The organism is bacterium, from assembly GCA_020444325.1.
Taxonomy (GTDB): Bacteria; Bacteroidota; Ignavibacteria; order SZUA-365; family SZUA-365; genus BM516.
On sequence record JAHLLD010000001.1, the window covers coordinates 605,149 to 630,448 of the forward strand.

Genomic DNA, 25,300 nt, shown 5'->3' on the forward strand with positions numbered 1-25,300 from the left:
TTGTGTTATCAGGACTGCAGTGTCACGGCGATGCCGTCGCGGTAGGCGGTGGGTTCCATGCCGAAGGCTGTGGTGAATTTGCTGCTATCGAAGCGGTAGTCGTGCTCGTACTGGTACATCATTTCATCGTTTTCGCGAAGGACGGGCATGAAGAGTCCGAGCACGCGCAGCATCCACCGCGGAGCCACCTGCAGTTTCGCGGGACGGCCGGCAAGTTCACAGGCGAGTCCGGCGAATTCCTTTCCCGTCAGCGCTTCGGCTGTCGTGGGCGCATGCCAGGTCTGGCCGTAGGCATCCTCACGCATGGCCAGCATTGCGGTGGCCCTGCCGGCATCGGGCGTATAGGTGAACGTGTGAACCTTGTCGGAGCGTCCCGGCCACTGCGGCGCCTTCCCCTGGCGGATGCGATCGAATATCATGGCATGCGTGATGCTCAGGAGGGCTCGCGGACCGTAGAAATCCGCCGCACGCACGATCATTGCCTGCAGTTCTCCCGCGGAGATTTCATCGAGCAGCGTAGTTGCAATGCGCGCGCGTAACTCACCCTTTTTACTGCAGGGATTGTATGGCGTTTCCTCCGTCATCGCCCCCTCCACGAGTCCATACGCATACACGTTGTCGAAAAACACCATACGTGCGCCGTGGCGCTTGCAGGCGTCAATCGTGTTGCGCATGATGCGCGGCCATTGTTCTTCCCATACCGGGGTTTTGTACTGGAGTCCCGCCACGAGATACACGACGTCGCTGCCCTCAACCGCCCGTGCCGTCGCAGCCGCATCGAGCAGGTCCGCCAACAGCGTTTCATCCGTATCGTGCACCTTTCGCGGGTTTCTGCTTACCTGCCGTACCGGCACCTTCTGTGACGAGAGATAATGGGAAATCTCGTGCCCGATTACGCCGTTGGCACCTAGAATTGTATGCATTTGACAAACTCCTCTGTTCTTCAGCAGTTGTTCCTGTCGCGGTTTTCCGCAGGCAGTGGTGTTGGGATTGACATGTAAACCTCACGCCTTCTCACGTAAAAAACAAACCATTCCCGGGACGCATTCTCCGTGCGCCAGGAATTCCGCCCGTGGTAAAGATTGCGGACGCAGACAGGCATTGCAATCAAGCGAACGATTTGCGATACTTACGGCGATAAAGTATATGAATTGTCCACATTTCATGGAAGCGAGAGGCGTATGTTACCATCCTATACCATGTCATTCGACGGCGCAGTGCTCACGCGGGGTTTCTGGCTCTATGTCTGGGATATCCGGGGTCCTTCAGGACGCTACATTTACGTGGGAAGGACAGGTGACAGCTCATCGCCCAACGCTGCATCACCGTTCCACCGCGTTGGACAGCACCTGGATTTCAGCGAGAACGCAAAGGGGAATTCCATGTCGCGTCAGCTGATGGCACTGAAGGTGCGTCCCGAAGACTGCCGCTTCGAGATGACGGCCATCGGACCGCTGTTCCCGGAACAGAAGAACTGGGACAAGCATGTTCCTTACCGCGACAGAACTGCGGGACTCGAGAAAGCGATCGCCGTCACTCTCAACGGCCGCGGCTACACCATACTGGGCTCACACCACTCGAACGCCGCACTCGACATGAAGCTTTTTCCCGAGGTGCTGGAAGTTCTCGATCGCAAATTCCCGCTCGTTCAGCTTCCCTGAGCACAGGATACAGCCTACTCCTTCCACCGCCTTGGATCATCCGGATTCAGGAAACGCCTGCCCTTTCTTACGTTGCCTCTCACCGATGCGTGGCGTATTTTCCCGCAGACGCTAATCCGCAACATGATTTTTTTACTCGCGCACATCGCCTGTGCAGCGGGAAGGAGTATTGTAATGCACCATGCATCCGAAAGTGGAGGGCGGTATGTCTGTTGACAGTTCCTCCTCTCCACGCAGACTTATCATCTGCTGCGATGGAACCTGGAATTCTCCGGGGAAAGGTGTGCAGCGGCTCGGAGAACGCGAGCAATGCACAAATGTCGTGAAAACCGTACGATCGATCGCGCCGTTGGACGAACACGGCCAGGATCAGATCGTGTACTATGACAGTGGTGTCGGAACGGCGGGACTGTTCGACAAGTACGTCGGGGGATTTACCGGCCACGGAATCCGTGAGAACATCGAGCAGGCTTACCGCTTTCTTGCAAACAATTACAGGGACGGCGACGAAATATGGTGCTTCGGCTTCAGCCGGGGCGCGTATACCGTGCGCTCTCTCGGGGGATTGATCAATACCGTCGGACTCCTCCCAAAAGGATCCCTGAAGTTCTTTCCTCTTTTTTACAACTACTATCGCACCGCGAAATCCCGGCGCAAGGATCTGCCGGAATACGATGAGATCACCTCCATCATCGGCACGAACCGCAAACCCCCAATCACCTTCATGGGCGTGTGGGATACGGTGGGGGCTCTCGGAGCGCCGACGCCGCTGCTGGGACGCATTACGCGTTCATGGGTCGGCTTCCACGACACACGTGCAGGGAATATTCAGTACGCTTACCACGCGCTCGCGGTGGATGAGCTGCGCAAACCCTTCGCACCAAGTGTGTGGACCGAGAAGGACGATGTCTGCAAGGTCATGAAGCAGGTCTGGTTCGCCGGTGCGCACTCGAACGTGGGCGGAGGCTATCTCGATTGCGGACTGTCGGATGGCGCCCTGATCTGGATGATGAACAACGCCACCCGGCATGGACTCCGCCTGCTCGATGACTGGATGGAGCAGGCCGATCGCATCCAGGCGAATCCCGATGCGGAGATCGTCCATTCCTATAAACTGATGTACAGGATTTTCGGAGCGATTTTCCGCTGGCGCTACCCGCGTCCCATCGGCGGCAAACACCGGGATGTGAACGGGACGCGGGTAAGCGGCTGCGAGGAATTCGTGCATGACAGTCTCCACTGGCGCGCGCGAAAGAACAAGCACACCGTCAATCCCCGGAACCTGGCCTACGGGATTGAACACCTCCCGGTGGACAAGCCCTGACCGCCTGCACCAGCACGGAAACGATCAACCATCGCCGTATATCGCTGTTTGCGTTTGTAAGAATGGCACAGCATTTTGGAGAGGCATCGCCGTCGCAACAGATATATGGAGATCATTCTGCAACCCACGCTGAACATCGGTATTGTCGGAGGTTCGCTGGCGGGTTGTTCCGCAGCCATCCTCCTGAAACGCGCCGGACATGAGGTCACCGTTTATGAACGTTCCAACGGAGATCTGAAAGGACGCGGCGGCGGCATCGGCACGACGGGGATCGTGCTCGAATCGCTGATACGCAACGGTATCATTGATGAAGATTTCCCGCACTGCACGATGGACCTCATGCCCTTCATCGGGAAAGGGGAACAGCAGCAGAAGCTGGGGAACTCGCCCTGGAGCATGCCCCTCGATCTGCAGACCTTCCACTGGAGTGCGCTCTGGCGAACCCTGCGCTCGCGCGTACCGGATTCGTCCTATCATGCGGGCGTGCCCGTCGCCTCTGCGGAAATGCTCGACAATCGTCAGGTGCGCCTTCATCTCGAAAGCGGCGAAAGCAAGGATTTCGATCTCGTCATTTTCGCCGACGGCGCGCATTCTCTCGGACGCAGCCTGCTCTTTCCGGACAGCGCATTGCAGTACCGCGGCTATATTCTCTGGAGGGGACTGCTGCCGGAATCAGAGATCGATGACAGTGCGCCACTTGAAGCTGCCGTCCCGCGCCTTTCGCATCAGCGTGAACCTGGGAATACCGTCATGTATTTCATTCCTGGTTACGACGGCGATACCACCCCCGGCAAACGCATCTGTAACTGGGCAGTGTACGTCCCCCTGCGTGAGGAACATGTCCCTTCGTTCATGACGGGAAAAAACGGCATGCCCTACAAAGGGATGCTCCCTCCGGGGAGTATGCGTCCGGAAGAAGAACAGCGCCTCAAGCACATGGCCCGTGAAAACCTCCCCACCTATTACGCGGATATCATCGCACGCAGCAGTGATACTTACGCGCATCTCATCTATACGGCCGAGGTGCCTTCCTATTACAGGAATCGCATGTGCCTGATCGGCGATGCCGGTGCCGTCATTCAGCCGTTCACCGGATCGGGTATTTTCAAGGGATACAACAATATTCGCAGTCTGATCGACGCCCTGGAAGACACCGGCAATATTGATCAGGCATTACTTCAGTGGGACGCCATGCAAATTGTCATCGGACGCCGCCTCATGGCGCTCGGTGATCAGATGGAACAGGCCTTTATCTGGAATCCGCTCGATCTGTCTTCTGCCGACAGCAGCAGCACGGAAAAATGGTGGAGTTCCTCGGTGCGGTTTCCCGAAGATTTTTCCCTCCGTCGACAGCCAACAGCCAGAGACATTTGAGGATTTTCATGCGCAAATTTTCCTTCCTTTCTCTCCTGCTCACTTCATCCCTTCTGCTCTCCGCATGTTCGGATCAGGGAGAAGTCCGCGTCATCCGGCATTACCCGGCCGACAATGTGGACAACATTATTTCGAAGAATCGCATCCTGCTCGATGACAACAGTTACGACGGAGCCGGTTCGCTGAGTATCACCGTCGAAACACCCACGACCGTACGCCTGTACGAAACCGGGGATATCGACGCGGAGGACGTGATGCTGATCTACCAGGCCGCCGTCAAATCCCGTGATCTCGACGGTATGGCATATCTCGAAATGTGGTGTGTCTTTGATGACGGACGCGAATTCTTCTCTCGCGGTCTCAATGCGCCGTGGACGGGCAACATTCCATGGAGCATTGTGGAAACCCCGTTCTTTCTCAAGAAAGGACAGAACCCGACCAATGTCCGTTTGAACCTCGTTATCGATGGAAGCGGCACGGTCTGGATCGACGATATTTATCTGAGAACACTGCCCCTGCCGATGCACTGAGTTCACATGCCATTCGCCTTTCTGTCAAAGCTGTTCCGGCTCGGTCGCATCCCCGCGGCCATACGCGCAACACTCGAGGCGGAGGAGATCCTCGTCCAGGATGAGAATGTCCCAGGATGGGTGATTTTCAAAGACTTCCGCGCACCCGGGAAACGCTTCAAGCACAGGGCCGAGGGAATGACCGGGTTTCTTGTCATCACCCGGCGACGGGTGCTCGCCCAGGCTTTCGGCCAGCGTATCATCAATATTCTCCTCGATCACCCCAAGTTCCGTCTGCTGACCGTCGATCTCCCGAAAGAAGACCGCATCGAGTTCTCCTTCGAAGCCGCGGATTTCCATGAAGATCGCTCAGGACGCATCATCGTCGGTTTCAAAACCGGTAAAGCCCCCCAATTTGTCGCCGCGCTCAAAGCCGCGACGACGACGGACGGGACAACGAACTGATGCTGCAGCAGATTCTCATTGGAGCCGCACTCGGCGCATTCGTCGCCGTGCCTGCATATTTCCTGCGCATGCTCCGGTATTCCGGTGCCGTTGCCACCTTCGTACTCGCCACCGTGGTGTACGGATTCGGCGGATGGCAATGGACGATTCCCATTTTCACTTTTTTCCTTCTGTCGAGTCTGCTGACCAGTTGGCGAAAAAACGCAAAGAAGCGCTTCGACACGGTCTTTGAGAAAGGGGGAAGCAGGGATGCCGGACAGGTTGCCGCCAATGGCGGTGTGGTCGGCGCGCTTGTCATTGCCGCAGCGCTGTTCACGCATCCATCCTGGTATGTACTTTCCCTCGTCGCAACTGCGGTGGTGACCGCCGACACCTGGGGAACTGAGCTCGGTGTGCTGAGCCGCAGAACGCCCCGGAGCATACTGACCGGACAAAAGGTCGCTGCCGGTACATCAGGTGGAATAACGATCGAAGGAACGGTGGGCGGCGCGTTCGGCGCGGCCGTGGTGACTTCCACCGCATTCTTCTTCATTCCTCTCCCCCTGGAAACCTATCTCCTCATCGTCGCAGGCGGCATGTTCGGCAGCCTGCTCGACAGTCTGCTTGGAGCCACCGTACAGGCGCAGTATCACTGTCAGCAGTGCGACTCCTATACCGAGCGGGCGCTGCATTGCGGCATGCCGGCACATCTGCAGCGGGGCAGCCGCCATATCACCAACGACGCGGTCAACCTGCTCGCATGTATCCTCACGGTAGCCGGAGCCGCACTGTTCCTGTAGCGCCGGATTGCGTTCGCGGCACGTCCATGTCGGTACCCCCGCTCTCCCTTTCCTTCCATCGCAAGTTCATGTATGTTGTGAACATGCCTGTCCGCGTGTTTCATATCGCCGCAGCAGTACTGCTGCTTGTCGTTCTACAGTCCTGCGAGCGCGAGCGCATCATCGATCCCGGTCCCGACACTACCGCACCGCTGCCTCCGGCGGGTATCGTTGTCGAAGGCGCGCGTGATGGATACATTTTCGTCGGATGGCAGGAAAATTCAGAGCGCGATTTGCGCGGGTATATCGTCTACCGTGCGGAACAGCGCGCACCGCAATCCTTCGTTCCCATCGATACCCTGAGCATCAACTATATCATCGATACGCAGCGCAGTTATGATACGACGTACTATTACTGCGTGACAGCGATCGATCAATCCGGAAACGAAAGTACGGCGCTGGATACCGTGCACGCCGTTTCCGAAAACCGTGCCGATCCCGACGCGCCTCGCACACTGAACGTCAACGGTTACAACGACGGCAGCGTGCAGGAAATCCGCATATCATGGGATGCGGTGGAGGAAGCCGACCTGGCCTTCTACCGCGTCTACCGGGGCAGCACCCCGATTGAGGAGATCAGCGAAAGCACCCTGCTGACAGAACTTCCCGCCACGGCTTTTCACGATTCCACTGGCAACGGGCTGAACTTCCGCTACTATTATGCGGTGACCGCTGTGGACAACGGCGGGAGAGAGAGCATTCTCTCACCGGGTGGTAGCGACATCATCGCAGAGCGTCCCCAACCCGTGGCCCCGGTTGGTGGGGAGAAAACCGTCGTTTACCCCCTCCTCAGCTGGCTTCCCGTGCCGGGAGCATCGCGCTACCTGCTGTCGGTTTCGCTTTCAGAGAACACCGGCGAAGTCTGGAGCTCGTATGCCAACGCAACGGGGGAGGACACGCTGCGTTTCCGCTATGACGGCTCCGCCCTGACGCCGGGAGAACAGTACTTCTGGCGCGTCTCCAGCGTGACCTCCGCCAACGGGAAACCCAACGGCATCTCCGGTGCACAGACTTTCGTCGCCGACGACTGAGCGCTTCGCGGGTCTGCCCGCGATAATGTATATTTTCCGAGCCACCGACTTCTGCCCACAAAGCTCCCGGGAAAGCCGTGTTCCAGACACTCCGCGTATTCCGCGCCTGTGCCTTTCTGCTTTTGGTCCTCTTGTCCGTTTCCTCGGCGCAGCAGGACAGCAGCAGGACAGCGGACGCTGCAACGGACAGTCTGCAGACAGGGGGTCCCGGCAGCATTTCCCTGGGATTCGAACGTAACGTCAACACCTTTCTCTGGGATCTGGGAGGAAATTACCGCTACGAAAATGGTCCCTGGCGTCTGACGGCGGACGAACGCTTTCAGCGCACGCTGATACGCACCGACCGCAGTACCGTCAAAGATGAGCAGAGTTTTCGTCTCGACGCTTCACGCGACCTCGCACGCGATCTGGCGGTAACCACGTCTTTCTCTTCCTTCATTTTTTCCGACAATCGCGCACTGGGACTCAACGACCTCTCCACGAGCAAGGCTCTCGGGGGTGTTCGCTGGTCACCGCTCAGCGTGCTGGAAGTAGCACCGATGGCAGGGGTGAGCGTGGATAATCAGCAGGGAATCGAGGACATGGGATTCATGTACACGGGACGCGCGACGCTCCGCGACCTGTTTATCGGACGCAGCATGGCACAGGGCGAACTGTATGCCTCAGCTGAGTACATCGATCCGCGCTTTCAGTCCGAACAGCGGGGCAGTGCCGAGCTGCTGGCCAACTTCGGTCCCTCAACCATGAACCATACGCAGCTCACCATACGTAACGTCCGGCGGGAATTCTACCTCGCGTATGATTCCACACTGGAGGCCCAGACAGGCATCGGACACCCGATTGAATCGCGGGACGAACGCGTGGTCACACTCAGCAATACCCTGCGCTATCAGTTACTGGAGACGCTCGGACTCATTGCGTCGATCGATCTTTCCCAGCGTGATATCGCGCGTGCGCGACCGCACAACCGCGTGAATGACGAGAACCCCTTTTTCGATAACGACATCAGTGAATTCCACCTGAACGGATCGACACAGCTGATGTATGACAATGGAGACGGGAGTCGTGGAAGCTTTCGCATGGAATTCAACGAGCGGGATGAGCAGCACAGCATTGACCCGTTCGAAGGCGCTTCGACCGTCAGCATCGCACGGCAGGAACTGCTCGAGGAACAGAAAAACAACTCGATAGAGCAGACGCAGCTGTCACTGAATTTTTCGCAGGCCGTCAGCCGCAGCGATACGCTCTCACTCTCCGCATCGACTGTGAAAATGCAGTATGACACACCGAGTGAGGAAAACTACGATGATCGCGATGAGCTGTTCGTTCTTGCGGGCATCCGCTGGGTACACCGTTTCTCCCCGTATTTTCAGGCTTCGCTGGCCAGTGATATCAACTTGCGTCACACCGTATTCATCTTTTCCGAACGCAGTGCGAATAACACCTGGAACCGCGTCCTGCGCCTCGCACCGTCAACGGAATTGCGTCTCGGACGCGGTGTCGTGAGCCGCAACTCTGCGGAAGTCGTCGCGAACTACACGGTGTATGATTTCGAAACCGCATCGCTGGCACAGCGCAGCTTTTCCCTGCGGCAGCTGACGCTGAGTGATTCGACGCTCATTCATCTCGGCAGCGATTACTGGGCGGAAATTCAGCTGCATATGCGCGTGTATGAACGCGGGGAGTTGCGCTGGTCGGCATTTACCGTGCGTCCCGTCCAGTTCTTCGATGAACGAAGCATGTCGTTGTCGCTGCTCTGCCTGCGCGGAACCGTGCAGGCTTCGACAGGCCTGCGGCTGTTTGAGCAGCGCCGCTACCGGTATGACGGACTCGACCGCGTGCGCAGCGGTCTTCTGCAGAGCCTGGGTCCAACCGCCAGCCTGCGGCTGCGTATGGCCGACAGCGCCGATATCGTTGCTGAAGGGTGGTATCAGCTGACGCGGGAAGACGGCGGAGAGACACGCAGCACGCCGAATCTCTCGCTGCGGCTTTTCTGGAATCTGTAACGAGGATTTTCTACTTTAATGATCATATTTCCATTGAGGAGACCGCGACCCTGAGCAAGCCCGTGATGACAAAATCCATCAGCATCCCAAGCGTACGCAGCAATATCAATCTGGTCGAGGCGTTCATTCTGGAAATCCACGATGCCATGACCCTTGAGGAATCCGTACTCGACCGCATCATGATATCGATTACGGAAGTCGTCAACAACGGTATCATTCACGGCAACAAATCCGATCCGGAAAAGAAAGTCCACATCAGCTGCAGCTGCTATGAGGATCGTGTCGACTTTGTCATTCGCGATGAAGGGACAGGCTTTCACCCGGAAGACATCCCCGACCCGCTCGCAGAAACCAACCTGCTCAAGGAAGGCGGGCGCGGTGTGCTTATTGTCCGTTCGATGATGGACTCCGTTGAATTCCATCAAACCGACGGAGGGATGGAAGTCCATCTCTCCGTGCGACGCTCAGAAGACTGAGTCCCAGCAACCCCACCGAACACAGGAATCGTTCATGCCCCATCGCCAGTATCTGCCCGGAGACGAGACCCGTCTCATGACCATTCAGCGCTATATCGCGGAAGAAGAGCGCCTTCATCCGGATGCGACCGGTGAATTCTCGACACTGCTTCGCAATCTTGCGCTCGCCGTGAAGATCGTATCGCGTGAAGTGCGCCGGGCAGGACTCGTCGATATACTCGGCCGGGCCGAAACCACCAATCCCAGCGGCGAGGATGTGAAGAAACTCGACGTGTTCGCAAATCAGATGATTATCAACGCCATGGAAAGCGGCGGACAGCTCTGTGTCATGGCTTCGGAAGAAAATGAATCCGTCATCCCCATCCCGGAGGAATTTCCCTGCGGACATTATGCCATGCTGTTCGATCCACTCGACGGTTCTTCTAATATAGAAGCGAATGTCACCATCGGAACGGTATTTTCCATTTTCCGCCGTGTCACCGGCGGCAAGCAGGGAAACGAGGCGGATGTTGTGCAGCCCGGCATCAAGCAGGTCGCCGCGGGATACATCATGTACGGATCCAGCACCATCCTGGTATTCACCACCGGCAATGGTGTGCAGGGCTTTACGCTCGATCCCACCATCGGCTCCTTCCTCCTCTCCCATCCCAATCTTACCATTCCGTCACGGGGACGCATCTACAGCGTCAACGAAGGAAATCGTAAAACCTGGGATGAAGGTTTTCAGCGCTACATCGACTTTCTTCAGACACCGGACAGCGCTGCGGGGCATCCCTACAAGGCGCGTTACGTCGGTTCGATGATTGCCGATGTGCATCGCACGCTGCTGTATGGCGGCGTCTTTGCCTACCCGGCCGACAGCGGGAGTCCGAACGGAAAACTTCGCCTTATGTATGAAGCCAATCCCATGGCCTTCATCATCGAACAGGCGGGCGGACGTGCATCCGACGGCAGTAAGCGCATTCTGGAAATCGAACCCACGGACATCCATCAGCGCACACCTCTGCTTCTCGGAAGCCGGGAAGATGTGCTCGAAGCAGAGGACTTCATCGCCGGCCGGCGCTGACGTGGCAAGCACATCCATCATGAAACTGCAGACGTCATTTTCGATCCCGGTACTGCTCCTGCTCACCTGCACCCTGTTTCTCACCGCAACCGGACCGGTGCACGCGCAGCGCTCTGCAGGTGACCGGGCGAATATCGATCCCATGTTTCTCATCGACATGCCTGTCGCAGGCATACTGCCTGCTACCTCCGGCGCCGTGGAAACGACATTGTATCCGAACGGCGGTGTGCTGGCATGCTTTACGTACGGACTCGTGACCAACCTGAACGTGGGGCTTTCCTTTGGCGGGACGAACCTGATCGGCAGCGGCGGCATCACGTGGAACAACCTGCCCGGTATCAGCGTGCGTTATCGCGCGCTCGAAGAGAGTATGCGTCGTCCCGCCATCGTCGTCGGCTTCGACAGCCAGGGACATGACGGGTGGCTTCCGGGTGCGCGACAATACGTGATGAAATCCCCCGGCTTTTACGTCACCGTCAGCAAAAATTACCAGCTCTACGGGACCGTCAGTTTTCATGGCGGTGTGAACTACACGCTGGAACGGCACGATGAGGACATGGATCCCAACATTTTTATTGGCGCGGAGAAATCCATCGGTCCCATCGCCTCCGCCCTTCTCGAATACAATTTTGCCTTCGATAACGACAAAGACCGACGCGGATTTTTCAACGGCTCGCTGTCCACCGGCGTGCGTTTATCCACAAACATCGGGTTCAATGTGGATATCATGCTGAAAAATCTGCTCACTTCGGAATTCGGGTATAACAAAATCATCCGTACCATACGCCTGCAGTACGTGCGGTATCTCTGAGCCTGTGGCTGCTCCTCGCCTGAATCATTGTCCTTTATTTCGCCCAGCCCCTGTCCTCTCTGGAGGTCACTTCGGTGGGACTTTCCTCATTCATCGAAATAATGTAGCTTTTCCGTGTTGTATAAGGTCAATTTTCATGTCCATGGTGGCATGATTACGGCACGAATTTTGTTCTCTATACAGGTAGAGAATACATCGAAACCGATGAGGTGTGTCATGAAACGAACAAGAAACCTACTCATTGCGCTTGCATCTGTTGCGCTGCTGTTTGGAACATCCGGCTGCTACACACAGATCGCCGTGCGCGACGACTATCCCCGCTACGAGGATTACGGCTACGCCGATTATTCTGAGACCTATGAAGATACGCTCGGGAACGTCGTCACAAACAACTATTATTATGATAGTTATCCCCGTACCTCCGCGTACTTCGACTTCTATTACCCCGTACGCTGGGGTTCATACTGGTCGATGAATTACGATCCCTGGTATGGGAGTTACTACAGTCCTCCCTACGGTGGATACTACACGCCGTACTGGGGATATTCTTCGTACTACAGTCCCTTCTGGTACGGTCCCTCCTACTACTGGCATTCCCCGTATCACAGCCACTGGGGCTATTACGGCTGGGGTGGCGGTTATTATGGCGGTGGCTACTACGGCGGATCCGCTGTTCTCACGACCCGGCACACGGGTTCACGGGTACGCACGACAGGCGTCACACGCAGCCTGACTTCCAGCCGCTCGAGAAGTGCCGCTGGCACCACACGTTCACGTGTCTCGCGGGTCACGAATGACGGACGCAGCTCCGTGCGTTCGTCCGCAACGCGCAGCAGCCGCAGCAACACCTATGAGCGCCTGAACAGGAGCACGAGAGAATCGGTTAACAGCTCGTCGAGAAGCAGCTCTCGCTCGGCGTATGAGAGGGCGCGGAGTTCTTCCGGCAGTTCACGCAGCAGCAGCACAAGCCGCTCACGATCGAGTTCCGGAAGCTCCAGGGAATCCACGCGTTCATCATCCCGTTCGGGTTCGTCAAACCGCAGCTACACACCGTCTTCGCGCTCACGTTCGAGCAGTTCTTCGGGACGCAGCTATACGCCTTCTTCGCGTTCGAGCAGAAGCTCATCCGGCAGCTCCCGCAGCTACTCCCCGCCGTCGCGCAGTTCCAGCGGCAGCAGTGGACGCTCCTCGTCATCCGGCAGCAGCCGTTCTTCTTCCGGTGGCGGCCGCAGTCGTTCCCGTTAAGCCATTTGAAGCCGCTGTAAATCAAACAATGGAATTGCGGCCGTTTCGCAACAGCGATACCTCATTGAAACGGTCTTTATGGAGGAACACATGAAACGCGCATTGTCGATCTTTATTTTTCTCATGCTGGCCTGGTCAATGCAGGCCCAGGCGCAGGTTATTGAAGACGCCCTGCGGCTCTCGCACACCGGTACCGTGGTCGGTACACGGAGCGCCGGCATGGGAAATGCCTTTATCGGACTCGCCAACGACGCAACCGCGCTGTACTGGAATCCCGCGGGACTCGCGCAGCTGCGTATGCGGGAGTTTTCGGTCGGACTGGCGAACATGGGTTACAGTAATGACGCCTCTCTCTTCAGCGTAACCGAAAACGGCGACAACAGCCAGATGGTACTCACCAACCTGAATTTCGCCGTGCCTTTCCCTGTTGTCCGCGGCAGCTTCGTTGTCGCAGCCGGCTACAACCGCATCCTCGACTACAATGGTGCCATGATGCTGGATGTATACAACCCGGAAAGCTCAATCCAGGCGTCGCTGTTCAACGAGGATTACGATCTGGATTTCGCCTGGAATCTCGGGCTGGAAGACGTGATTGTCGATTCGCTGCTCAACGAGAATCTCCCCGGCTGGCTGGCCATTCCCGTGGCCAACCGTGTTCAGCAGACCATCGACCAGTATGAAGAAGGCGGTCTGAATCAGTGGTCCATCGGCGGCAGTATGGAAGTCGCCCAGGGTGCCATGGTCGGCGTCTCGCTCAACGTCCTCAGTGGTTCTTACCGCTACGAGCGCACATTCATCGAAACCGATGTCAATAATGTGTGGCAGGGTGCCATCCTCGGTATCAATCCCGATCCCAATAGTACGAACGATATCCTGCGTACTGATTTCGATCGTCTCGATCTCTATGAGGAGATCAACCAGGACCTCTCCGGTTGGAACATGCGTTTCGGTTTCCTGTACAATTTCCGTGACAAGGCACGATTCGGCGTATCCATTCAGACCGCAAGCAGCATCACCGTGAACGAGGATTATTACAAATCCGGCGACAGCTATTTTGCCGACGGTTCCGGTGAAGGCTACGACCTCACGTTCAGCAACCACAATTACGAAATCATCACCCCGGCAGTGTACTCTTTCGGTGCCTCTGTCAATCCGGTGGAATCCGCCACCATAGCGGCCGATATCGAACTCGTGGATTATTCCAATATCGAATTCAATGCCAGCAACGACCTCGACGCCTTTGCACTGAGCGAATTCAACCGCAGTATTCGTCAGGAGTTTCGTTCGACGAACAACTTCCGCGTTGGCGGTGAATTCCGCGTGCCCAACACCGGTCTCGCACTGCGGGCCGGTTTCGGATATCGCTTCTCACCCTACGAAGCCGATGAAGGAAAAAGCGAGTACAACGTGACGACACTCTCCGCGGGCGTCGGCTACACCTTTGAACATAATATTTCCCTTCAGGCCGCCTACGTGCACTCAAGCCTCGAGACCTTCAGCTACCCGTACATCGATCCGGATACCGATGTGCCGGAAAGCGCATTTACCGTCAACCAGGAAATTGCGGTTTCCCAGCTCATGTTCGGACTGGTTTACCGCTTCTGACACAGGACGACACACCTGCATCAACCCCGGGGCACTCACTGGCCGCGGGGTTTTTGTTTTCACGGCATTTACAGTGAGTCCACTTCATGCATTGCTTTATAATGCGTCTCCCACTATATTGCCTAGCTTGTATATCTGTTCTTTTTTCGTGGAGTATTAAACATGGGAATGATGACAAAAATGCGCGACAATGCGCACGTATTCATCATCGCTTTTATTGTCGTCTTCGTCGCCTTTTGGGTGATCAGTGATGTTGATATCGGTTCCATCATGCAGGGCTCTGCCAACGAAATTGGTAACGTGGGTGGGAAGTCCATCACGTACCAGGAGTACCAGGCAGTAGTCGACCGCGTCGCCGAGCAGCGCCGCCAGCAGAATGAGGGACGTGAGCTTACAGAAAACGACTTCATGCAGATCCGTGAACAGGTCTGGAATGATTTCGTCACGCAGTCCATCGTCGAAAATGCCATTGAGGAATTCGGCATCACGGTTTCCGATCAGGAAATCACGGACTGGGTGTGGGACCTGAACAATCCCCCCGAACAGCTCGCACAGTATTTCAAGGACAGCACGGGCCGTTTCAACGCGCAGGCTTATGAGCAGTTCCTTCGCAATCCAGGTCCGGAAAATCAGGAGGCGCTCATCGCCGTTGAGCAGCAGCTCAAATCAGAACTGCTCCGCTCGAAGCTGACCAATATTCTCACCTCCTCTGTCATTGTCTCCGAAGATGACGTTCGCTGGAAATACATCGAGAATAATATCGATTTCAACGTCAGCTACGTGTTCTGGGATCCGCGCGTGTTCGCAGCCAGCGACACGAGCGAACCGACGGATGCAGAATACCAGAGCTATTACGAGAAGAACAAGGATCGCTTCAAAATCGAAGACATGCGTGTTCTCAAGTATGTGCTCTTCCCGGATGCACCTTCCAAGAGTGATACCGCTGCCGTGCTCAACGAGCTGAACAACATCAGCAAGATGGTGAGCGAAGGTTCGGATTTCCTCGAAATGGTTGAGCTAAACTCCGAGACTCCGTATGATTCCACCCAGTGGTCGACGCGTGAGAACGTCCCTGAGCAGGTTGCGGACAAAGTCTTCGATGTCCCTGTCGGCACTGTCGTCGGTCCCATCCCCAACGAGACCGGCCTGTCACTGTACAAGGTCATGGACTCCCGCACAGGCGATCAGAAGCTCTACAGCGCAGCGCACATTCTTTTCCGTACCGACGGCGGACAGGATGAGGCAGCGCAGAAAGCCAAGGCAGAAGAGGTGCTCGCCAAAGCAAAGTCGGGTGAGGATTTCGCAAAGCTCGCCGCGCAGTATTCCGAAGAACCGGGTGCCGCTGACCGCGGGGGGAAACTTCCCTGGTTCAGCAAGGGCCGCATGGTTCCGGAATTTGAAAACGCCGTCATGAATGCGCGTGCCGGACAGATCGTCGGTCCCGTCAAGACGCAGTTCGGCTACCATATCATCAAGGTGAACGGTTCATCCAACCGCGAAGTCAAGCTTGCGGAAATCCGGATGTCCATTCGCGCCGGCTCCCGTACCATGGAAGAGATTTTCGAGAAAGCGCGCAATTTTGCGTACTTCGCCAACGAAAACGGGTTCGAGCAGGAAGCCAATGCGCAGGGACTGCAGGTGCAGGAGACCGCGGAATTCGCGAAGCAGACTGGCTCGTATGTCCCGGGTATCGGTACAAATCCCGCCCTTATGCGCTTTGCTTTCGACAACAGTGTCGGTGATATCAGCGAGGTACATCGCGCCAGCAACGGCTATGTCGTCGCCATGCTCGCAGACACGCGCGATGCCGGCTATCGTCCGCTCGACGAAGTCCGCGATCAGATTCGCGCCCAGGTAATTTATGAGCGTCAGGTTGAAAAGACCTTTGACATAGCAAAGCAGCAGGACGCTGGTGGAAAGTCACTTGACGCGCTTGCGAACAGCAGCCCCAATCTCAACGTGACCACACCGCCGCCATTCAAACTGCAGAACGGCGTTCCCAATATCGGTCCCGATCAGGCTTTCATTGGAAAGATGCTCAAGCTCGAGCCCGGCAAGTCGACTGCTCCGTTCCGCGGCCTGCGTGGTATCTATGTTGTCCGCCTGCTCTCGAAATCTGATTTCGACGACACGGCATACAAGGTGAAGAAAGATGAACTGCGCAAGCAGGAGCTTTCCTCTCTGCAGAACGAATTTGTTCGTTCCTGGATCGAAGAAAAGCGTGACGATATCGACATCGTCGATAATCGACATAAATTTTTCCGCTGATGCCTCACGGCGCGGTGGAACTTTTCGCAGCCGCTTCCGATTTTGTGGAGTAGCACGCGATTAGCCTGACCACGAACTGAGGAACAGAATGCGCATCCCCCGGTGGAAGTACACGACAGTTACGAAACACCGGGGGATGCTGTTTTTTATCCTCATCCCTCTGCTCGTCTCCGGCGTCGCAACAGCGCAGGAGGGGACAGACGCGCAGCACAGGCTCCATTCCCTCTCCTTCTTCGGCGGCATTGTCGAAGACTCCCAGATCTTCCTCTCTCCCCAGTCACCGGATCCGGTAGAACGTCAGGCAAACACGGATATCGGCAGTACCTTCGGATATGGACTCAGTTACCGGTACCGCCTTTTTTCCACCGTGGCGCTGCAGCTGCACGGGGAATACGTGCACGCACGCAGTTCGTATCGCGATCAGGTGGGTACGAAGATTGAAAACGGCTACGATGTCTGGATCGCGGAAGTCAGTGGGATGTTCATGCTACCGTTCAGCAGCAGAAGATTTGAAATGTTTGTCGGTGCAGGGGCAGGGATGTATGTCGGACGCCGCGTGTATGTGATTGCGGATGTATCTTCCGAAACGGCCTCTTCACTCCCCGCTTTTGGTATCCACGTTCTGGTCGGTGCCGAATATCTGTTGACCGATCATCTCGGACTGCGTGCCGATATCGTCTTTCGTGATCCACAGATGTCGGTGGAAAACCGCTTCCCGCTGTCCACGGTACAATCCAACGGCGTTGCCTACCCGTTGGAGACCTCCCCGTTTCTCTCCCACGTAAATCTCAACGGGAATGTGTATGCGATCGGGATTTCCTGGCACTTCTAGGTGCATGGAATTCCATACGCGCCACAATCTTCCTTTCCCTCCGGCTCTCTACATTTTTTCCGGGGCACTGATACCGATGATGGAAAATCCGTTGGCCAGTACCTGCCTGGTCGCGTGGCACAGGGCGATGCGTGCGGCACTGAGCGCCTTGTCTTCCGTAACAACCCGGCAGTCGTGATAGAACTTGTGGAACGCCGTCGCCGCGTTGTGCAGGTATGTGCAGATATGCTGGGTGTCGTAGGTTCTCGCCGACAGCTCAATAATTTCACCGAACTGCAGCAGTACTTTGATCAGCGCAATTTCCGATTCATGCTGCAGCAGATCATATTGCCCCTCTGTTGCTGCACCCATGCCTTCACTTTCAGCAAAGCGGAGAATGCTCGCGATGCGTGCGTGCGCGTACTGGAGATAGTACACCGGGTTGTTCTCGCTCTGCTCCTGCGCAAGACGGATGTCGAACTCCAGGTGTGAACTGGCGCCGCGCATGATAAAGAAATATCGGACGGCGTCGCTGCCGACGTCTTCAATGAGGTCATCGAGCGAATACACATTGCCCGATCGCTTGCTCATCTTCACCGTTTCACCCTCATTGACAAAGCTGACCATCTGGTGGATGATGACGTCGACGTGGTCAGTGGAGAGTCCGAACGCGCGCACGGCTGCGAGCACGTCGGGTATGGTCGCGATATGATCGGCGCCGAAAATATCGATGATGCGGTCGAAACCGCGGAGAATTTTTTCCTTGTGATACGCGATATCGGGAAGACGGTAGGTGGGTTCACCCGTGCTCTTGACAATGACGCGGTCTTTGTCGGCCCCGAATTCCGTAGTCTTCAGCCAGACCGCGTCGTCTTTGTCGTAGGCCAGTCCTTTTTCCCTGAGATCCTTGAGCACCGCGTCAATTTTCCCTTCGCTGTAAAGACTGTCTTCATTGTAGAAGACGTCATGCTTGACCTGCAGGTGATCGAGCGTTTTCCTGATGGCAGCAAAGCACCACTGTTCGCCTGCTGAGCGGAAGAAATCCAGTTCCGCCGTCATTTTGCCATCGCCGTGCTCATCGGCAATTCCCTGTGCGATTTCGCGTATGTAATCGCCGGCGTAATGAATGTTTTCTTCCTGCTCCGCCTCGCCGAAAAGCGCGCGATAGCGCTCGCGCACGGTGATGGCGAGATTCTGCATCTGGTTGCCCGCGTTGTTGAAATAGTATTCGCGGGTAACCTTCCATCCCGTCCATTCCAGCAGAGAGCACACCGTTTCGCCGATACACACCTGTCGTCCGTGACCTGCATGCAGGGGACCTGTCGGATTGGCGCTTACCCATTCCACATTGACGGTTTTCCCTTCAAAGGCATTGCTCGCACCGTATCTGTCGCCCTGGGTGAGGACGGCGGTGAGTCCCTCATAAAGATAATTCTGCGCGAAGCGGAAATTGATGAATCCCGGTCCCGCGATTTCCACTGCAGCAATACGCGTGCTGTCGAGTTCCAGTGTATCGACGAGCTCCTGCGCGATCTGCCTGGGATTCTTCTTCGCCACGCGTGCGAGCGTCATTGCGATATTGCTCGACAGGTCACCGTGCTCCGCGACCTTGGGTTTTTCAAATTGTATATCCGCTTCAGACGGATCAATTCCGAGAGCGGACAACGCCGTCTCGATGCTGCGTTTGAGATAGTCTTTCATATGCTGTCTATGTAGGGGGGAGTGAGAATACTGTACCTGGACGCGGGACACATCATCCTGATCATGCCTGCGCGTCATTCATCATGGACCTGCGTGACGGGGGCATCGCCCCAGAGCCGTTCGAGGTCATAATATTCCCGCACTTTCGGCTGAAATACATGCACCACGACATCGACGAAATCGAGAAGCACCCACTGGAGATTGTTGAGTCCTTCCTTTCGCCATACTTTCACGCCGATTTCCACGGCGCCATCCATTACCGCATCTGCAATTGCCTTCACCTGTGTGTCGGATTCCCCACTGCAGACGACGAAGAAATTCGTGACGTCCGAAAGTCCCGTAAGATCCATGATGACGACATCCTGCGCCTTTTTCGACAGGGTCAGTTCCGCTGCTTGCCTGGCAAATTCTTTCGCTTCCAATATCTACCTGATTGTTTCTCTTTACTTGGATGGTTTGAGGGACTCGTAATCGCGTCCTATGACAACAGACACGTTGAGATAATAATCCGGATTTATCTGCTGAACAATGTTCTTTTCATCGATTCCGAGTGCATATGCCACTTTTCTCGCGGCCGCGAGATCACCGGTGCGATCAATGACGAGGGACTGCTCGACATCAAACGTCTTGTAATTCGACGACTGCACCACATCGAAATTCCTTTTTCTCAGGAAATCCGTGAAATCCTGAGCAATGCCTGACACACCGCAGCCGTTGAGGACATCGAGCTGGATGATTTCACCCGCGGTTTCTCCCTGCTCTGCATTTTCCGTCGTCCACTCCACCGGCTTGTTCACGATGGAATTTGTGATAAACGAGTACAGGAGGAAAAAAACGACGATGCTCAGCAGCGCGATGAGAATATTGAGAAAAAGATTTTTCGGACTCAGCTGTTTTTTCTTTTTGACCCTGGCCATGAGGCAAATATACATAAAAAAAAGCCGTGCACACGGCTTTTCGTGAATACCACTGTGTGTCGGCGATTTATTCGTCGTCGAAGTCATCAGACATGAAAAGCCCCGTTCCACCAAACATTCCATATCGCCCATAGGAACTGCCATACGGATAGTACCCGCCGAAAGGATAGCTGTTGTATTGCAGGCTGATGTTCATATCCTTGCTCGGTTTGTAGTCAATGCTCGCGCGGCGCAAAAATATGCCACTGATATCGTTCTTGAAGCTTTGACTGGCTGATCCGAACGGCGAAAACATCATGGAGATGTCGGCACGCACGGACAGCGGTTCCGCTATTCTGTAACGGAGACTGTTGGTGTACATTGACATTCCCAACCCCTGGTCTCCCATCATTCCATAACTGAAAGAAAGACTGTGTCGCATCTCGAGATTTTCCGGGTGGAAGAACCCGAGAATAGGTGCACTGCCGCTCTCCTGGTACATGCCGTCGGAAACCGAGGGACGACGCGGCTCTTCACCCCTGAACTGCGCCTGCAGCAGAACGGGGACAAAAAGGAAGAGGAGTATCGTAGTAAAATGACGCTTCATGGTGTTTACTTTCGTCCTTGAAATACTCTCGAATTCTACGCAGGACAGGGCAAAAAAACAAGTCACAGCCTCGTCCCGCAATCTGATTTCAGGGCCTGAATAACCGTAAAATTTGAACAGAAAAAACTTCAATTTTTTTTTCCCCCGTAAGTCATTACGGCACCCATACTTTGAAAAAATCAAGTCCTCACAAAGATTTTTTCATATTGAAATTCACTCGCGCGGTCTCTATACTAGTTCACATCCACAATGGCTTTTGAGGTGTGGATAAGTTGTGAATAACACCTGTTGAAATCCATACATACGTGTCCCTTCCGTCCGGATCGGGTTTGATTCCCGGAACGACACTCTGAGACACCCCTGACGCTCTTTCTCTAAAACACAAAAAACAAAAGATTTAGCGGAATTCCGGTTAAATCTCAGGGGGTGCTGTTGTTTTTTCTCAGCAGGAACTATTTGAGCGCAATAAAACGGATTTTTGTCTTAATTCTGTGAATAACTCCTCGCCCATGAACGTTGCAACCGAGAATTCTGCCGCCTCCGCATGGAGTGCATGCCTGGAATTCATCAAACCGCAGATCAAATCCCTTACATTCAAAACCTGGTTTGAACCCATCCTGCCCACCAGTCTGCAGAGCGGACTGCTGACGGTAGAGGTTCCCAGCACCTATTTCTACGAATGGCTCGAAGAGCATTTCTTCGACCTCATTCAGGCAGCATTGCACGAGGTTCTTGGAGACGAGGCCAGACTGCAGTACGCGGTGAAAATTCCCAAGGATGAGAAGCTTTCTCCCGCCGTACAGCATAATCCGTATCCAACGGGGGCAACCGGTGGAGCGGCAACCATGGGCGCGCAGAATGGTGAAATGCGACATATGCGTTCCGATTCTGCCCCGCGGCGTGATCCATTCGTTACCAATCTCAATCCGAAATTCACTTTCGACAGTTTCATCCGCGGCGATGGCAATCAGTTCGCGCGCGCAGCCGCACTCAATGTCGCAAACAATCCGGGCGAAACCGCATTCAATCCCCTCGTGCTGTACGGGGGTGTAGGACTCGGAAAGACGCATCTGATCCAGGCGATCGGCAACTACGTTTCGATGAACAATCCCCAGAAACGGGTCTACTACGTCAGCAGCGAGAAATTCACCATCGACTTCGTCGAGGCCATCGAGAAAAACAACACCATTGAATTTTCGAATTTCTATCGCAGCATGGATGTGCTCATTCTCGATGACATTCAGTTTTTCTCCGGGAAGGAAAGAACGCAGGATACCTTTTTCCACACCTTCAACACGCTGCATCAGCTCAAGAAGCAGATCATTCTTTCTTCCGATCGTCCGCCCAAAGACCTGGTCGGACTGGATGAGCGTCTGATTTCACGCTTCCAGTGCGGACTCACCGTTGATGTGCAGCCGCCTGATCTGGAAACGCGCATCGCCATTCTGCGTAAAAAAGCGGACGGCGATCACATAGACATTCCGCAGGAAGTAATAGAGTTCATCGCCTCGAACGTCAAATCGAACATTCGCGAACTCGAGGGCTGCTATATTGGACTGATCGCGCGCCATACGCTTGAACAGTGTCCCCTCGATGTCAATCTCGCAGAAAAGGTTCTGCGCAACGTGATTGATTCGGAAAAGAAAGATATCACGGTAGAACAGATACAGAAAATGGTGGCGGATCACTTCAAAATCCCCGAGAATTCGTTGCGCGCCAAAACCCGGAAGCAGGAAATTGTGCTTCCACGCCAGGTGGCGATGTATCTTTCAAAGAACCTCACGCGGGCTTCGCTGAAAACCATTGGACTGCACTTCGGTGGACGAGATCACAGCACCATTATCCATGCGTGCAAAACCATCGAGCGCAGTATTGCCAGTGATGACTCACTGCGTATGCATGTGGAAAAACTGGAAAAACAGATTTCCTATATTTCGCGCTGACCCGTCCACATTCGGTGGAATACGCTGTGGATAACCCCTTCAGGCAATGTTTCCGATGTGGAACATTGCCTTTTTCTTTGTTTTGGATTGCAGCAATTTCTGATAATGTTTTCCACACACAGTCCCCACACAGCTTGTACACATCAAGGATTTTCTCACGGGAATCCGGGTTATCTTATTGCAGGACAACAGTTACCTCTCGCCAACCACGGTTATCCACATATCCACATTCCTAATAATAAGAGCATATTTATTTATGAGAAATCCATGTTCATATCATTAGGGCGTGCATATGCAGCGTGAAAAGGAAAACATGGCAGTGATGGATGACATGCATGCGTTGTGGAAAAAGTTTGGGGTGAAAAATTCGCTGTGCCTTTGCGTATCCGGCAGTGTTGCGAGAGGGGAACAGACTGCGCATTCCGACACCGATATTCTGCTTCTGTACCAGGAAACAGAGGGGATGGAAGAAGGTACTACCGCAACTGGTGATGCAGATGAAATGCTGCGGTATCTGCATCGTGAGGGAAGCCACATCAGTGTGATAAGCCGGTCGCTGCAGGATTGCCTGGATATGATGGATGAGGATGTGCGCTCATGGGTGTCACAGATGGACGCCACGTACGTTGAAGGCAACAGGGAGTTGTTCGCTGATTTTCGCCGTGGGATGTGTCTGCAGGCGAAAACACACAGGATGCAATTGCTCGAGGCTTTATTCACTCTGGCGATGGAACGGCATGGTCAGTACGGTGAAACGCTTGCATTGCTGGAGCCCAATATCAAAAACAGTGCTGGCGCACTGCGCGATATCCATACGATATACTATATGTCATTGCTGATGGGTTCGGAGCAGCTTGACTGCGAGCCGGTACCCTGGCCGGAAGTGCGCAGCATACTGCGTACGGTGCAGTTGCAGGAGCTGCGTCGCGAGCAGTTGCTCGAAGCATACGATTTTCTGCTTCGCACGCGACAGGCGATGCATGATTGCAGTGGACACCTGCATGATACGCTTGATTTTGATCTGCAGCGTGAGGTCGCCGCAGAAATGGGGTATGGAGATGCGTCTGAGAAGAAGGGGGTGGAAGCATTCATGCGGCACTACTATCGTCACGCGCATACGGTTCATGTGGCACTGCAGCTTCTGTTTTCTGATCTCGGTCTGACGACAAGGCTTGAAATGCTGTCCGGCAGCAATACGACGACCGGGGAAGATGTGATGGAGCTTTTTCTGCAATCCTGCCGGGAAAAAATTCCTGTCAGCATTGGACTCGTGCGTCGTCTCGATGGCGATGCGGAACTTCGCTTTGACAGCGCGCAATGCAGGGCGATGTTCGATGAAATACTGAGACAGCCGGCATACGTCTATGCGACCCTTTCGCGCATGCATGAAATGCGCATACTCGGTCGGTTGCTCCCGGAGTTCCGTGCACTTTCCCAGTACTTTCAACACAACATCTACCATTTTTTCACTGCGGATGAACATACGCTGCGCTGCCTGCGCTCCGTTGAAGAATGGCGAGAACGTGGCGATGAGCATGTCGCTGTGGTGCTTCGTGAAATTGAAGATATATCCCCACTGCGCTATGCGCTGCTTCTGCACGACATTGCAAAACCCATCGACTTGAAACGCCATGAAATCGTGGGTGCCGATATGTGTGACGACATTCTCAGACGATTCAACCGTATGGATATTGCGGATGATGTTCGTTTTCTCGTTCACGACCATCTGCGCATGGAACAGCTCGCCTTTCGGAGAAATTTCAGGGACCTGGCAGCCCTCCAGCCATTTACTGAACGGGTGGAAAACCTGAACAGGCTTCGCCTGCTGTATGTGCTCACCTGTGCCGATATGTCCGCACTCAATCCTGGCGTCCTCACCGAATGGAAAAAGGATTTGCTGGCGGAATTATACGAAGCTGCAAAGCATCATCTTCTGCAGGATGATTCCACGGAGCAGATAAGCATACGCGAGGGTTTCATCGTCGAGGAAGCCACGAGTATGGAACATCATCAGTTCAATACTTCGGTTGACGACATCCTCGACGGTGAACTCATGCGGATGAGCGTAACGCATCATCGCTCGTATTCGGAAGTCACCATTTTCTGTGTGGACAGGCCGAAACTGCTTTCTCAACTTTCCGCTGCGTTCTTTGCCGCTGACGCCTCTATTGTGGATGCTGCAATTGAAACGCGAAATGATGTGGTGATAGACATGTTTCGAGTCGTCGATATCATCAGCGGGAATAATCTCGGAAGGGAACAGACACGGGAGTTGCGAGATATCATACGCAGCATGTGTGCGGGCGAGTGCGATGTCGAGCAATTGTATACGCGCAGCAGAAGAAAGTGGATACGACGTCTGCGAAAAATGCCGCGTGAAAATATCAAAACAGCTGTAGAATATATTCCGCATACGGCGGCGGATGGCGCACGGCAGACTATTGTCGAAGTTTACGCCCCGGATACATTCGGTCTTCTCTACAGACTTGCAGGTGAACTGTCAGAATTTGGATTGAACGTGGTATTTGCCAAAATTGCAACCCGAGTGGATGGCGTCGTCGACAGCTTCTATGTCGTCGATTCCGCTGGGAATCCACTCGATGATGAGGTACGGAAACAGGATCTCCGGTCACGCCTCCTGCGACAGATCAATGAGATGACACAGCAATGAATTCTTCTTCAC

22 protein-coding genes are annotated in these 25,300 nt (G+C 54.7%); 17 read left to right on the forward strand and 5 right to left on the reverse strand.

Features of this window, described 5'->3' with window-relative positions; translation table 11 throughout:
- Positions 1 to 8 precede the first annotated feature (8 nt).
- Positions 9 to 923, reverse strand: a complete 915-nt coding sequence (locus KQI65_02440) for an NAD-dependent epimerase/dehydratase family protein (GenBank protein MCB2203581.1) — start codon at positions 921 to 923, stop codon at positions 9 to 11.
- A 258-nt stretch (positions 924 to 1,181) separates the two neighbouring features.
- Between KQI65_02440 and KQI65_02445 the strand changes: the two genes are divergently transcribed.
- The 15 genes from KQI65_02445 to KQI65_02515 all read left to right on the forward strand — a co-directional run bounded on the left by KQI65_02445 (position 1,182) and on the right by KQI65_02515 (position 17,491).
- A complete protein-coding gene (locus KQI65_02445; protein MCB2203582.1) occupies positions 1,182 to 1,661 on the forward strand; it encodes a hypothetical protein in 480 nt (159 codons plus the stop codon).
- Between the two features lie 205 nt (positions 1,662 to 1,866).
- Entirely contained in the window at positions 1,867 to 2,985 is a 1,119-nt protein-coding gene (locus KQI65_02450) for a DUF2235 domain-containing protein (protein ID MCB2203583.1), read from the forward strand.
- Between the two features lie 105 nt (positions 2,986 to 3,090).
- Positions 3,091 to 4,359, forward strand: a complete 1,269-nt coding sequence (locus KQI65_02455) for an NAD(P)-binding protein (protein MCB2203584.1) — start codon at positions 3,091 to 3,093, stop codon at positions 4,357 to 4,359.
- An 8-nt stretch (positions 4,360 to 4,367) separates the two neighbouring features.
- A complete protein-coding gene (locus tag KQI65_02460; protein MCB2203585.1) occupies positions 4,368 to 4,889 on the forward strand; it encodes a hypothetical protein in 522 nt (173 codons plus the stop codon).
- A 6-nt stretch (positions 4,890 to 4,895) separates the two neighbouring features.
- Entirely contained in the window at positions 4,896 to 5,333 is a 438-nt protein-coding gene (locus KQI65_02465; protein MCB2203586.1) for a hypothetical protein, read from the forward strand.
- Entirely contained in the window at positions 5,333 to 6,112 is a 780-nt protein-coding gene (locus tag KQI65_02470; protein MCB2203587.1) for a DUF92 domain-containing protein, read from the forward strand. The genes KQI65_02465 and KQI65_02470 overlap by 1 nt, the downstream gene beginning before the upstream one ends.
- Positions 6,113 to 6,138: 26 nt before the next feature.
- Complete coding sequence (locus tag KQI65_02475) at positions 6,139 to 7,182, forward strand: hypothetical protein (protein ID MCB2203588.1); 1,044 nt, start codon at positions 6,139 to 6,141, stop codon at positions 7,180 to 7,182.
- Between the two features lie 77 nt (positions 7,183 to 7,259).
- Positions 7,260 to 9,188 (forward strand): hypothetical protein, encoded by a 1,929-nt coding sequence (locus KQI65_02480; protein MCB2203589.1) that lies wholly within the window; start codon positions 7,260 to 7,262, stop codon positions 9,186 to 9,188.
- Positions 9,189 to 9,253: 65 nt separating this feature from the next.
- Entirely contained in the window at positions 9,254 to 9,664 is a 411-nt protein-coding gene (locus KQI65_02485; GenBank protein ID MCB2203590.1) for an ATP-binding protein, read from the forward strand.
- A gap of 34 nt (positions 9,665 to 9,698) precedes the next feature.
- Positions 9,699 to 10,730 carry a class 1 fructose-bisphosphatase gene (gene fbp, locus KQI65_02490; protein ID MCB2203591.1) on the forward strand — a complete coding sequence of 344 codons (1,032 nt, stop codon included), beginning with the start codon at positions 9,699 to 9,701 and terminating at the stop codon, positions 10,728 to 10,730.
- 19 nt (positions 10,731 to 10,749) lie between these two features.
- Positions 10,750 to 11,541 (forward strand): hypothetical protein, encoded by a 792-nt coding sequence (locus KQI65_02495; GenBank protein ID MCB2203592.1) that lies wholly within the window; start codon positions 10,750 to 10,752, stop codon positions 11,539 to 11,541.
- 216 nt (positions 11,542 to 11,757) lie between these two features.
- Positions 11,758 to 12,786 carry a hypothetical protein gene (locus KQI65_02500; protein ID MCB2203593.1) on the forward strand — a complete coding sequence of 343 codons (1,029 nt, stop codon included), beginning with the start codon at positions 11,758 to 11,760 and terminating at the stop codon, positions 12,784 to 12,786.
- A 90-nt stretch (positions 12,787 to 12,876) separates the two neighbouring features.
- Positions 12,877 to 14,391 carry an outer membrane protein transport protein gene (locus KQI65_02505; protein ID MCB2203594.1) on the forward strand — a complete coding sequence of 505 codons (1,515 nt, stop codon included), beginning with the start codon at positions 12,877 to 12,879 and terminating at the stop codon, positions 14,389 to 14,391.
- A gap of 162 nt (positions 14,392 to 14,553) precedes the next feature.
- Entirely contained in the window at positions 14,554 to 16,659 is a 2,106-nt protein-coding gene (locus KQI65_02510; protein MCB2203595.1) for a peptidylprolyl isomerase, read from the forward strand.
- Between the two features lie 88 nt (positions 16,660 to 16,747).
- Positions 16,748 to 17,491 (forward strand): hypothetical protein, encoded by a 744-nt coding sequence (locus tag KQI65_02515; GenBank protein ID MCB2203596.1) that lies wholly within the window; start codon positions 16,748 to 16,750, stop codon positions 17,489 to 17,491.
- 48 nt (positions 17,492 to 17,539) lie between these two features.
- On the opposite strand, the gene argS is transcribed toward KQI65_02515, so the two are convergent.
- The 4 genes from argS to KQI65_02535 all read right to left on the reverse strand — a co-directional run bounded on the left by argS (position 17,540) and on the right by KQI65_02535 (position 20,674).
- A complete protein-coding gene (gene argS, locus KQI65_02520; protein MCB2203597.1) occupies positions 17,540 to 19,171 on the reverse strand; it encodes an arginine--tRNA ligase in 1,632 nt (543 codons plus the stop codon).
- Between the two features lie 74 nt (positions 19,172 to 19,245).
- A complete protein-coding gene (gene rsfS / locus KQI65_02525) occupies positions 19,246 to 19,593 on the reverse strand; it encodes a ribosome silencing factor (GenBank protein ID MCB2203598.1) in 348 nt (115 codons plus the stop codon).
- A 21-nt stretch (positions 19,594 to 19,614) separates the two neighbouring features.
- Positions 19,615 to 20,088 carry a LytR C-terminal domain-containing protein gene (locus KQI65_02530; GenBank protein ID MCB2203599.1) on the reverse strand — a complete coding sequence of 158 codons (474 nt, stop codon included), beginning with the start codon at positions 20,086 to 20,088 and terminating at the stop codon, positions 19,615 to 19,617.
- A gap of 67 nt (positions 20,089 to 20,155) precedes the next feature.
- A complete protein-coding gene (locus KQI65_02535; protein MCB2203600.1) occupies positions 20,156 to 20,674 on the reverse strand; it encodes a hypothetical protein in 519 nt (172 codons plus the stop codon).
- Positions 20,675 to 21,183: 509 nt separating this feature from the next.
- On the opposite strand from KQI65_02535, the gene dnaA reads away from it, so the two are divergent.
- Entirely contained in the window at positions 21,184 to 22,617 is a 1,434-nt protein-coding gene (dnaA, locus tag KQI65_02540; GenBank protein ID MCB2203601.1) for a chromosomal replication initiator protein DnaA, read from the forward strand.
- A 292-nt stretch (positions 22,618 to 22,909) separates the two neighbouring features.
- Entirely contained in the window at positions 22,910 to 25,288 is a 2,379-nt protein-coding gene (locus KQI65_02545) for an HD domain-containing protein (protein MCB2203602.1), read from the forward strand.
- Positions 25,289 to 25,300 lie beyond the last annotated feature (12 nt).

Excerpts from the sequence above, each read along its gene's own strand:
- KQI65_02505 (MCB2203594.1), top strand. The coding sequence starts at position 12,877 with ATGAAACGCGCATTGTCGATCTTTATTTTTCTCATGCTGGCCTGGTCA.
- KQI65_02515 (MCB2203596.1), top strand. The coding sequence starts at position 16,748 with ATGCGCATCCCCCGGTGGAAGTACACGACAGTTACGAAACACCGGGGG.
- KQI65_02460 (MCB2203585.1), top strand. The coding sequence starts at position 4,368 with ATGCGCAAATTTTCCTTCCTTTCTCTCCTGCTCACTTCATCCCTTCTG.
- KQI65_02450 (MCB2203583.1), top strand. The coding sequence starts at position 1,867 with ATGTCTGTTGACAGTTCCTCCTCTCCACGCAGACTTATCATCTGCTGC.
- KQI65_02470 (MCB2203587.1), top strand. The coding sequence starts at position 5,333 with ATGCTGCAGCAGATTCTCATTGGAGCCGCACTCGGCGCATTCGTCGCC.
- KQI65_02475 (MCB2203588.1), top strand. The coding sequence starts at position 6,139 with ATGTCGGTACCCCCGCTCTCCCTTTCCTTCCATCGCAAGTTCATGTAT.
- KQI65_02465 (MCB2203586.1), top strand. The coding sequence starts at position 4,896 with ATGCCATTCGCCTTTCTGTCAAAGCTGTTCCGGCTCGGTCGCATCCCC.
- KQI65_02530 (MCB2203599.1), bottom strand. The coding sequence starts at position 20,088 with ATGGCCAGGGTCAAAAAGAAAAAACAGCTGAGTCCGAAAAATCTTTTT.
- KQI65_02500 (MCB2203593.1), top strand. The coding sequence starts at position 11,758 with ATGAAACGAACAAGAAACCTACTCATTGCGCTTGCATCTGTTGCGCTG.
- KQI65_02510 (MCB2203595.1), top strand. The coding sequence starts at position 14,554 with ATGGGAATGATGACAAAAATGCGCGACAATGCGCACGTATTCATCATC.
- KQI65_02495 (MCB2203592.1), top strand. The coding sequence starts at position 10,750 with ATGAAACTGCAGACGTCATTTTCGATCCCGGTACTGCTCCTGCTCACC.
- argS (MCB2203597.1), bottom strand. The coding sequence starts at position 19,171 with ATGAAAGACTATCTCAAACGCAGCATCGAGACGGCGTTGTCCGCTCTC.
- dnaA (MCB2203601.1), top strand. The coding sequence starts at position 21,184 with ATGAACGTTGCAACCGAGAATTCTGCCGCCTCCGCATGGAGTGCATGC.
- KQI65_02485 (MCB2203590.1), top strand. The coding sequence starts at position 9,254 with ATGACAAAATCCATCAGCATCCCAAGCGTACGCAGCAATATCAATCTG.
- KQI65_02545 (MCB2203602.1), top strand. The coding sequence starts at position 22,910 with ATGCAGCGTGAAAAGGAAAACATGGCAGTGATGGATGACATGCATGCG.
- KQI65_02455 (MCB2203584.1), top strand. The coding sequence starts at position 3,091 with ATGGAGATCATTCTGCAACCCACGCTGAACATCGGTATTGTCGGAGGT.
- KQI65_02440 (MCB2203581.1), bottom strand. The coding sequence starts at position 923 with ATGCATACAATTCTAGGTGCCAACGGCGTAATCGGGCACGAGATTTCC.
- fbp (MCB2203591.1), top strand. The coding sequence starts at position 9,699 with ATGCCCCATCGCCAGTATCTGCCCGGAGACGAGACCCGTCTCATGACC.
- KQI65_02445 (MCB2203582.1), top strand. The coding sequence starts at position 1,182 with ATGTTACCATCCTATACCATGTCATTCGACGGCGCAGTGCTCACGCGG.
- KQI65_02535 (MCB2203600.1), bottom strand. The coding sequence starts at position 20,674 with ATGAAGCGTCATTTTACTACGATACTCCTCTTCCTTTTTGTCCCCGTT.